Source organism: Ferrovibrio terrae (assembly GCF_943371255.1).
Taxonomy (GTDB): Bacteria; Pseudomonadota; Alphaproteobacteria; order Ferrovibrionales; family Ferrovibrionaceae; genus Ferrovibrio; species Ferrovibrio terrae_B.
Map to the genome: position 1 here is coordinate 22,029 of NZ_CALRUC010000046.1, position 9,135 is coordinate 31,163.

Sequence of the window (9,135 nt, forward strand, 5' to 3'; positions counted from 1 at the left end):
TCTCCGACTTATCCCCAGCTTGTCATCCCCTCGTCATCGAATCGCGATGAAATCGGGAATCGGTGAATCGGCCCCAAGATGCGGCGGGCCGGTCCAGGGAGAGGGGCTGGAGAGACAATGGGCATGCGTATTCTGATCGTTTCCGATGCATGGCACCCGCAGGTGAACGGCGTGGTGCGGACCCTGACCAAGACCCGGGAGGTGCTGGAAAAGCGCGGCCATGTGGTCGAGGTGGTCGGGCCTGGCGAGTTTCGCCGCATCCCGTGCCCCACCTATCCCGAAATCGAGCTGGCGATCCTGCCCTACCGCAAGCTGGTGCGACTGATCGAGAGCTTCGCCCCCGATGCGATCCACATCGCCACCGAGGGGCCGCTCGGCATGGCGGCGCGCAAATACTGCAAGCGCAACGACCTGATCTTCACCACGGCCTATCACACCAAATTCCCCGAATATGTGCATGAGCGCAGCGGCCTGCCGCTGAGTTGGAGCTACGCCTTCATGCGCTGGTTCCACAATGGCGGCGCCGGCGTGATGGTGGCGACCGACAGCCTGGCGAAAAGCCTGACCGAGCATGGCTTCAAGAACCTGCGCACCTGGTCGCGCGGCGTCGATGTGGAGCGTTTCAAGCCGCGGCCGAAGGATATTCTCGACCTGCCGCGCCCGATCTATCTCTATGCCGGCCGCGTCGTGGTCGACAAGAATATCGAGGCCTTCCTCAAGCTCAAACTGGATGGCACCAAGCTGGTGGTCGGCATCGGCCCCGACCTGGAAGGCTATCGCGCCAAGTATCCTGAAGCGGTGTTTGCCGGCTATCTCGAGAACGGCCATCTCGCCAGCTATTTCTCGGCGGCCGATGTGTTCGTTTTCCCCAGCCTGACCGACACCTTCGGCCTGGTGCTGCTGGAGGCACTGGCGTCCGGCGTGCCGGTCGCGGCCTATCCGGTGACCGGCCCGATCGACATTGTCGGCCCGCATCCCGAAGTCGGCCATCTGGATGAGGATCTTGCGGTTGCCATCCGCGGGGCTTTGGGCAAATCGGCCGAAGCCTGCCGCGACCTGGCGCTGCAGTATTCCTGGGAGGCCTGCACCGACCAGTTCCTGCGCAACCTGGCGCCGCTGCGCCAGCCGCTGGCACAAGGCGCGACGGCACCGAAGGCGGCCTGATTGGTTCAGTGGTCCTGCGTCTTGCGGGGGGCGGCGTCCCCCCGCTAGGGTTTGCAACTCATATATGAGTTGGAGGAAACCCGAATGGGCGCCGAGATCGTACAGACCACCGCCATGCCGCCGGCCATCCAGCAGGTGCTGGACAGCAGCTACACCGTGCACAAGCTGTGGGAAGCCAAGGACAAGGCGGCGCTGCTGAAAGAGATCGGCCCGCGCGTGCGCGGCATGGCCACCTCGGGCGCTGCGGGTGCCAAGCGCGACCTGATCGAGGCCCTGCCCAAGCTGGAGATCATTTCCAGCTTCGGCGTCGGCTATGACTCCATCGACATCGCCTGCGCCCAGGAGCGCAAGGTGACCGTCACCAACACGCCCGATGTGCTGACCGAATGCGTCGCCGATACGGCGATGGGGCTGACGCTGGGCATGCTGCGCCGCCTGCCGCAGGCGCATCAGTTCGTGCGCGAGGGCCGTTGGCCGAAGGACAAGTTCCCGCTGACCGACAAGCTGGGCGGCAAGATCATGGGCATCGTCGGCGCCGGCCGCATCGGCCAGGCGATTGCCAAGCGCGCCGAGGCCTTTGGCATGGAGATCCGCTATTTCGGCCCGCGCAAGAAAGCCGATCTGGCCTGGCGCTATTACGACAATCTCGCCGCCATGGCGAAGGATGTCGATATCCTGATGATCTCCTGCCCGGGCGGCAAGGAAACCCATCAGATCGTCAATGCCGAGGTCATCGCAGCGCTGGGCCCGAAGGGCTATCTGGTCAATATCGCGCGCGGCAGCGTGGTGGTGGAAGCCGCACTGGTGCAGGCGCTGGTCGAGGGCAAGATCGCCGGTGCCGGCCTCGATGTCTTCGAGAACGAGCCGACTGTGCCGGAAGCATTGTGGAAGCTGGACAACGTCGCGCTGGCGCCGCATGTCGGTTCCGGCACGCATGAAACGCGGCAGGCGATGGGCGACCTGATGCTGAAGAATCTGGAAGCCTGGTTCGCCGGCAAGCCGGTGCTGACCAAGGTGGTGTGAGGCGGCGGAGGAATCAGCTTTCGCTGTCGGGCTTGCCCAGGGCCATCAGCCGGTTTTTGTTGCCGAGCATGATCTTGTGCAGCATTTCCATCGCCATCATTTTCATGTTCTGGTCGATGAAGCGGCGCTGTTCGTCCATCTGCGCCTGCACGGCTGAATTACCATAGGACTGGGTGGTGGCCAGCGCCGAGGCCTGGCCATCCAGCGGCACGGTGTCGAGACCGACCGCCTTGCTGTCCAGCTTGGTGTTGAAGAAGGCATAGATCTCGCCCAGCGAGCGCGGCTTGCCATCGGGGGTGTAGAACACGCCCTGATTGGTCGCGGCGGCATCGGGCAGCAGGGCGGCGGCGCTCTGCGCCGGATTGTCCTTCAGGCCGGTGAGGAATTTGGTGGCGCCGGTGGCCCCGAGGAAATGGCCGAGATAGAGATCGACCTTCTTCACATCGACGCCGAATTCGCGCGACAGGATTTGCTGGTTGCTGCGGGCATATTCAGCAGCCATGGCCGAGGCAATGCGCGGATCGTCGCGCAGGGAGAGAATATCGCGGCGGGTTTCGGCGTCGCTGACGCGCGGCTTGCCGTCGCTGCCGGTGCCGATCTTCTGCGCTTGCTCGGCTAGGCCATGCTTGGCGCCATGATCGCGCACGGTTTCCAGCCAGGTGCTTTCGATGAACTGGAACAGGCCGCGTGCCGAGCTGGTCTTGGCCTGGGCATCGGCCTTGAAGCCGCTTTCCTGCCCGGCCTGGGCGACCAGATAGGCGAAATCGACGCCGGTGCGGCTGCTGGCCTGCTTCAGCGTGCTGAGCAGTTCGTAGCTGACCTGATGGCCGCCGACGCGATAGCTGTCAGCTTTAGCGGAAGGCGGCGGGAACGGCGTGACGGGGGCCATGCAGCGGAATACCTGATGTGAGCCGAAATATCCTTTAACCGACCCGGGGGAAAGATTCAGTTAACATCGGCGGCTTATGGTATCCCCTTGTTTCGGCAGAACTTTGCGGGCAAACAGACGGTATGGGCGAGGGCTGGGCGGGACTGATGACGCAGCTGGACTGGTCGAAAGACGGTCCCTGGCTGGCTTTTCTGCTGCTGCTGGCCGGCGGAATCGGCCTGCCGGCCGGTTTCTACGCGCTGTTCGACCGCTGGGCGGCCTCGCGACTGCGCATCGATACCATCGCGCTCGCCACCCGCTATGGCGGTTACATGAATTCCTGGGCGGTGTTCGGCCGCCATGCCAGCGAGTATCGCGACCTGCGGCCGCTGTTCCCTGAGGCCCAGGCCGCCGAGCTGGCGCGCTTCCATGACGGCACCGCCTGTATCGCCGCGCGCTTCCGCACCCATGAGGCCGCCGCGGCGGCAGCCGAGCAGCGCTTCGGCAGTTTTGCCGCAGCGGGCGTGGAATATGCCGATGCTGGCATCTCGTTCCAGACTGCCGGTGCGAATGAAAAGAGCCGTGGCTATGCGCGCGGCCAGTGGCTGGTGATCGGCGATACGCTGTTTGCCTTCTATGGCGCCGACAGCACAGCACTGGCCCGGCGCCGCCATGCCATCCCGGCCCTGCGGGCGCGGCGCTTTCCCGGTCCGCTGCGCCTGCTGCACAGCCGCGGCGGCCATGCGCTGATCGTGCTGCTCTGGCTCGGCCTGCTGCTGTTTGCCGCCGGCCGCTGCATTGAACTGACGGCGCAGCAGCCGGGCGAGGGTACGCCGGTATCGATGGCGGAACTGCGGGCGCGCCTGAACGGCCTGAATGCCGGCGGTCAGCGCGTGGCCACCATCCTGCGGCCGGGCGGCATGACCATCGCCGGCCGCGGCGACGACCTGCGCCACCGCGATCTTGGCCTGCTGGCCGGCCGCGACTGGCTCACCGGTTTCGATCTGGTGTTCGACCGCGACCGCAACACGGTGAAGGCCCTGCCGCTGGTCGGCCGCAGCGGCGAGGCCGAACGGCTGGGGGCCGCGCCGCCGCCGCCGAAACGCTGGCGCAACAACACGCTGCTGATCGAAGCCGACGACGCGCTGCTGCTGGCCGTGCGCAGTGCCGTAACGGAAGCCGGCTGGACCTGGCAGCCGGTGCTGCTGCCGGTGTTGTCGCTGTCATGGTTCGAGCAGGCTTGGCGCAGTTTCCGCGACTGACCTATACTCTCCGCCACAGTATGCGGAGGAAACCATGCGCAAAGGCTACAAGGCCATGCTCGACGAGGCCATGCAGGCCATCGTCACGCTGACGCCGGAACAGGCGGCTGAAGAGTATAATAAACCGGATGTCGTGCTCGTCGATATCCGCGATCCGCGCGAACTGGAACGCGACGGCATGATCCCCGGCGCCTTCCATGCCACGCGCGGCATGCTGGAATTCTGGATCGACCCGGAAAGTCCCTATCACAAGCCGGTGTTTGCCGAGGACAAGCGGTTCATCTTCTTCTGTGCCGGCGGTTTGCGTTCCGCACTCGCCACCAAGACGGCGCTGGATATGGGGCTGGACCGGATTGCCCATATTGAAGGCGGCTTCAGCGCCTGGAAGAAGGCCGGCCTGCCGGTGGCGGAGTGGAAGCCGAAGGACAAAAAATGAGCGGGCCTCTCAGTGGTTTGAAAGTCATCGAGATGCCGGCCATCGGGCCGGTGCCGTTCTGCGGCATGCTGCTGGCCGATCTGGGGGCCGATGTGCTGCGCATCGATCGCGAAGGCGATGTCGATCTCGGTCTGCCGATCGAGCCGAAATATGAATTGCTCGGTCGCGGCAAGCGCTCGCTGGCGCTCGATCTGAAAAATCCGCAAGCCATCGCGCTGGTGCTCGACCTGATCGCGAAAGCCGATGTGCTGATCGAAGGCTTCCGCCCCGGCGTGATGGAGCGTCTCGGCCTCGGCCCCGATGTGGCGCAGGCGAAGAATCCGAAACTCGTCTATGGCCGCATGACCGGCTGGGGCCAGGATGGCCCGATGGCAATGGCGGCGGGCCATGACATCAATTACATCGCGCTGACCGGCGCATTGCATGCGATGGGTCACAAGGATGGCCGCCCGGTGCCGCCGCTCAATCTGGTCGGCGATTTCGGCGGCGGCTCGCTCTATCTCGCCATGGGCGTGCTCGCCGCGCTGTTCGAGCGCCAGCAGTCCGGCAAGGGGCAGGTGATCGATGCCGCCATGGTGGATGGCGCTGCCTCGCTGATGACCATGTTCTATGGCATGAAGGGCGCCGGCCTGTGGAGCGATACGCGCGGCGCCAACATGCTGGATTCTGGCGCGCCGTGGTACGACACCTACGAATGTGCCGATGGCGGTTTCGTTGCCATCGGGTCCATTGAAGGCAAGTTCTACGCCGAGCTGATCGAAAAACTTGGCCTCGATACCGCCACGCTGCCGAAACAGCATGACCGCAAACGCTGGCCGTCCCTGCGGGCCGCCATTGCCGCCAGCTTCAAGACCAGAACGCGCCAGGAATGGTGCGCCATCATGGAGGGCAGCGATATCTGCTTCGCACCGGTGCTCGGGCTCGATGAGGCGCCAGGCCACGGCCATATGGCGGCGCGCGAAACCTTCGTCGCACCCGATGGCGTCACCCAGCCGGCGCCGGCGCCGCGCTTTTCACGCACGCCCGGCGCCATCCGCCGCAAGCCGCCGGCGCGCGGCGAGGGCGGCGAAGCGGCGGTGACGGAGTGGGGCGTGACCAAAAAGGCGACGGCAGCCGAGTAGTCCTGCGCGCTTTCTGGGCATTCCTGTACGAAGCGTAGAGAAAATCCCATATCTGCCGGTTGCGGCATGCGCCTTGCATTTTCTAAGCTCTGAATTCCAGCAAGGAGTATGAGCATGGCCGAGGCGCGTAATATCCGGATCAATCAGGATCGTCTGTGGGACAGCCTGATGGAGATGGCCAAGATCGGCGCCACGCCCAAGGGCGGCTGCGCGCGCCTGGCGCTCACCGACCTGGACAAGCAGGGCCGCGATCTGTTTGTGCAATGGTGCAAGGATGCCGGCTGCACGATCAGCATCGACCGCATGGGCAACATCTTCGCCCGCCGTCCGGGCAAGAATAACGACCTGCCGCCGGTGGTGACCGGCAGCCATCTCGACACGCAGCCGACCGGTGGAAAGTTCGACGGCGTCTATGGTGTGCTGGCCGGGCTGGAAGTGATCCGCACCCTCAACGACCACAAGTTCGAGACCGAGGCCCCGGTGGAAGTCTCGGTCTGGACCAACGAGGAAGGCTCGCGTTTCGCTCCGGCCATGGTGGCATCCGGCGTGTTTGCCGGCGTCTTCACGGAAGACTATGGCCTCAGCCGTGCCGACATGGATGGCAAGACCATCGGCGACGAGCTGAAGCGCATCGGCTATTTCGGCGACCAGCCGGTGGGCGGCCGCAAGTTCAAGGCATTTTTCGAAGCGCATATCGAGCAAGGGCCGATCCTGGAAGCCGAAGCCAAGACCATCGGCGTCGTGCAGGGCATCCAGGGCATCCGCTGGTTCGAGGTCACCATCACCGGCGCGGAAAGCCATGCCGGCACCACGCCGATGAATCGCCGCAAGGATGCCATGCTGGGCTGTGCGCGTGTCGTGGAGCGCGTGCACCAGATCGCGCTGGATCATGCACCGGCGGTGACCACCGTGGGTCTGGTCAAGGTGATGCCGAATTCGCGCAACACCATTCCGGGCAACGTGTTCTTCAGCGTCGACCTGCGCCATCCCTTCGATGACCAGCTCGCCATCATGACCGAGGAATTGCATGCCGCCTGCGCCGAGATCTGCGGCGCGCTCGGGCTGCAACATGAATGCAAGGAAATCTGGCATTCGCCAGCGACCCATTACGACAAGGACTGCGTCGCTGCCGTGCGCAAGGCGGCGGAAGAGTCCGGCTATGCCTGGCGCGACATCACCTCGGGCGCGGGCCATGATGCCGGCTATATCAGCCGCGTGGCGCCCACCGGCATGGTCTTCGTGCCCTGCGCCGATGGCATCAGCCATAACGAGGTGGAAGATGCCAAGCCGGGTGACCTGGCTGCAGGTTGCAACGTGCTGCTGCGGGCGATGCTGGAACACGCCGCCTGATGGCGCTATGACTCTCCCCGGACATCACTCAAGCGTCTAGGGAGTTCAAGCATGGATTTCGGCATCAAGGGCCGCAACGCACTGGTTTGCGCGGCAAGCAAGGGGCTTGGTTACGGCAGTGCGCTGGCGCTGGCGAAAGAGGGCGTGCATGTCACCATCACGGCGCGCGGCGCCGAGACGCTGGAAGCCGCCGCGAAAAAAATTCGTGAAGCCGCGCCGGGCGTGAACGTGAAGACTGTGGCCGGCGATATCACCACCGCGGAAGGCCGTGAGCAGGCCCTGGCTGCGGCGGGCGAGATCGACATTCTGGTGAACAATGCCGGTGGTCCGCCGCCGGGCGATTTCCGCGATTGGGACCGCGAGCATTGGATCAAGGCGCTGGATGCCAACATGATCACGCCGATCCTGCTGGTCAAGGCGGTGGTCGACAAGATGGCGGCACGCAAGTTCGGCCGCATCGTCAACATCACCTCCAGTTCGGTGAAGGCGCCGATCCCGGTGCTCGGCCTGTCCAACGGCGCGCGCTCGGGCCTGCATGGCTTCATTGCCGGGCTTTCTCGTCAGGTGGCCAAGGATGGCATCACCATCAACAACCTGCTGCCTGGCCGCTTCCTCACTGACCGTCTGCGCACGACCATGAACAAGGGCGGCACCCTGCAGGGTGAGGCGCTGGAGGCCGAGATCGCCAAGCAGGCCACCACGGTGCCGGCCGGCCGTTTCGGCACGGCGGAAGAGTTCGGCCAGGTCTGCGCTTTCCTGTGTTCGGTACAGGCGGCCTACATGACCGGCCAGAATGTGCTGCTGGATGGCGGCAACTATCCGGGCAGCTTCTAAGTTTTCCGCAGGGCAAGGGGGCTTTAGCCCCCTTGCTTTTGCCCTTGCGCTCACTAGACCAGTCTATATAATCAGTGCATGGCCAAAACCACAGCCCTGCCGGCGCGCAAGCCGGCCACCACGCGCGAGCGCTTCGTGTCGATGACGGCGAAGCTGATGTCGCGGCGCGGCTATGCCGGCACCGGGCTGAACGAGATCGTCGCGAAAAGCGGTGCGCCGAAAGGCTCGCTCTATCACTTTTTCCCCGCGGGCAAGGAGCAGCTTGCGGCGGCGGCGGTGGACTGGGCGGCCGAATGCTTCCTGGCAACCCTGACCGAAGCCATCGCCAGATCCGGTTCCGCCGCTGCTGCCGTCGGTGCGCTGGCGGCGCAGATCGCCGTCTGGATGGAGGAGTCCGGCTGCAAGGACGGCTCGCCGCTCACCATCGTCGCGGTCGAGACCGGCGCCTTTGTCGAACCGCTGCGGCTGGCCTGCCAGCGCGGCTATCAGGCCTGGGCCGATGCGCTGGCCGACCAGCTGCGCCGCGACGGCAAGCCGGCGAAGGAGGCGAGTGATCTGGCGCTCTGGGCCGTGGCTTCGCTGGAAGGCGCCATCGTGCTGGCGCGCACCCAGCATTCCGCCGAGCCGCTGCGCCGCATCGGCAAACTGCTGCAAAAGGCCCTCACATGAGCGATGCCGTCCCCAAGGTCCAGCTGACCCGCGCGATGATGGAACAGGCGATTGCCATCAGCCCCTTCACCAACTGGGTCGGCACCAGGCTGCTCGATTTCGAACCCGGCCGGGTGCGCATTGCCACCACGATCCGTAAGGAGATGACGCAGCATCACGGCTTTGCCCATGGCGCCATCGTCGGCTACATGGCCGATACGGTCTGCGCCTGGGCCGCGGCCTCCGTGGTCGGTGATGTGGTGACCTCGGAATACAAGCTCAACCTGCTGGCACCGGCAGTGGGCGAGGAGCTGACCGCCATCGGCACGGTGATCAAGGCCGGCGGGCGTCAGGTGGTGACGCGCGCCGATGTCTTTGCGGTGAAAGACGGCGCCGAGAAGATCGTCGCCACGGCACTGGCGACGATCG

At 65.0% G+C, this 9,135-nt stretch carries 10 protein-coding genes; 9 read left to right on the forward strand and 1 reads right to left on the reverse strand.

From position 1 onward, the window contains the following. The first annotated feature begins 123 nt into the window (after positions 1-123). Together AAG799_RS11610 and AAG799_RS11615 are read left to right on the forward strand one after the other, a co-directional pair. On the forward strand, positions 124-1,164 hold the full coding sequence (locus AAG799_RS11610) for a glycosyltransferase family 1 protein (protein WP_341896006.1): 1,041 nt from the start codon (positions 124-126) through the stop codon (positions 1,162-1,164). Positions 1,165-1,248: 84 nt separating this feature from the next. Continuing rightward, positions 1,249-2,187 carry a 2-hydroxyacid dehydrogenase gene (locus AAG799_RS11615; RefSeq protein WP_341895997.1) on the forward strand — a complete coding sequence of 313 codons (939 nt, stop codon included), beginning with the start codon at positions 1,249-1,251 and terminating at the stop codon, positions 2,185-2,187. Between the two features lie 13 nt (positions 2,188-2,200). Here AAG799_RS11615 and AAG799_RS11620 read toward each other — a convergent pair whose 3' ends face one another. After that, positions 2,201-3,076 carry a transglycosylase SLT domain-containing protein gene (locus tag AAG799_RS11620; RefSeq protein ID WP_341895998.1) on the reverse strand — a complete coding sequence of 292 codons (876 nt, stop codon included), beginning with the start codon at positions 3,074-3,076 and terminating at the stop codon, positions 2,201-2,203. Between the two features lie 146 nt (positions 3,077-3,222). On the opposite strand from AAG799_RS11620, the gene AAG799_RS11625 reads away from it, so the two are divergent. The 7 genes from AAG799_RS11625 to AAG799_RS11655 form a co-directional block, all read left to right on the forward strand. Further along, entirely contained in the window at positions 3,223-4,317 is a 1,095-nt protein-coding gene (locus AAG799_RS11625) for a hypothetical protein (RefSeq protein ID WP_341895999.1), read from the forward strand. 34 nt (positions 4,318-4,351) lie between these two features. Next, positions 4,352-4,753, forward strand: coding sequence for a rhodanese-like domain-containing protein (locus AAG799_RS11630; protein WP_341896000.1), 402 nt, complete (start codon positions 4,352-4,354; stop codon positions 4,751-4,753). Then, entirely contained in the window at positions 4,750-5,874 is a 1,125-nt protein-coding gene (locus tag AAG799_RS11635; RefSeq protein ID WP_341896001.1) for a CaiB/BaiF CoA-transferase family protein, read from the forward strand. Before AAG799_RS11630 ends, AAG799_RS11635 begins: the two co-directional genes overlap by 4 nt. 114 nt (positions 5,875-5,988) lie before the next feature. Next, entirely contained in the window at positions 5,989-7,224 is a 1,236-nt protein-coding gene (locus tag AAG799_RS11640) for a Zn-dependent hydrolase (protein WP_341896002.1), read from the forward strand. Positions 7,225-7,275: 51 nt separating this feature from the next. Next, complete coding sequence (locus AAG799_RS11645; protein WP_341896003.1) at positions 7,276-8,058, forward strand: SDR family oxidoreductase; 783 nt, start codon at positions 7,276-7,278, stop codon at positions 8,056-8,058. Between the two features lie 78 nt (positions 8,059-8,136). Further along, positions 8,137-8,727, forward strand: a complete 591-nt coding sequence (locus AAG799_RS11650) for a TetR/AcrR family transcriptional regulator (protein WP_341896004.1) — start codon at positions 8,137-8,139, stop codon at positions 8,725-8,727. Further along, positions 8,724-9,135, forward strand: a 412-nt coding sequence (locus tag AAG799_RS11655) for a PaaI family thioesterase (protein WP_341896005.1), incomplete at its 3' end; no start/stop codon positions are given. The genes AAG799_RS11650 and AAG799_RS11655, both read left to right, overlap by 4 nt.

Coding starts and splice junctions, on each gene's coding strand:
- AAG799_RS11610 (WP_341896006.1), top strand. CDS start 124: ATGCGTATTCTGATCGTTTCCGATGCATGGCACCCGCAGGTGAACGGC.
- AAG799_RS11615 (WP_341895997.1), top strand. CDS start 1,249: ATGGGCGCCGAGATCGTACAGACCACCGCCATGCCGCCGGCCATCCAG.
- AAG799_RS11620 (WP_341895998.1), bottom strand. CDS start 3,076: ATGGCCCCCGTCACGCCGTTCCCGCCGCCTTCCGCTAAAGCTGACAGC.
- AAG799_RS11625 (WP_341895999.1), top strand. CDS start 3,223: ATGACGCAGCTGGACTGGTCGAAAGACGGTCCCTGGCTGGCTTTTCTG.
- AAG799_RS11630 (WP_341896000.1), top strand. CDS start 4,352: ATGCGCAAAGGCTACAAGGCCATGCTCGACGAGGCCATGCAGGCCATC.
- AAG799_RS11635 (WP_341896001.1), top strand. CDS start 4,750: ATGAGCGGGCCTCTCAGTGGTTTGAAAGTCATCGAGATGCCGGCCATC.
- AAG799_RS11640 (WP_341896002.1), top strand. CDS start 5,989: ATGGCCGAGGCGCGTAATATCCGGATCAATCAGGATCGTCTGTGGGAC.
- AAG799_RS11645 (WP_341896003.1), top strand. CDS start 7,276: ATGGATTTCGGCATCAAGGGCCGCAACGCACTGGTTTGCGCGGCAAGC.
- AAG799_RS11650 (WP_341896004.1), top strand. CDS start 8,137: ATGGCCAAAACCACAGCCCTGCCGGCGCGCAAGCCGGCCACCACGCGC.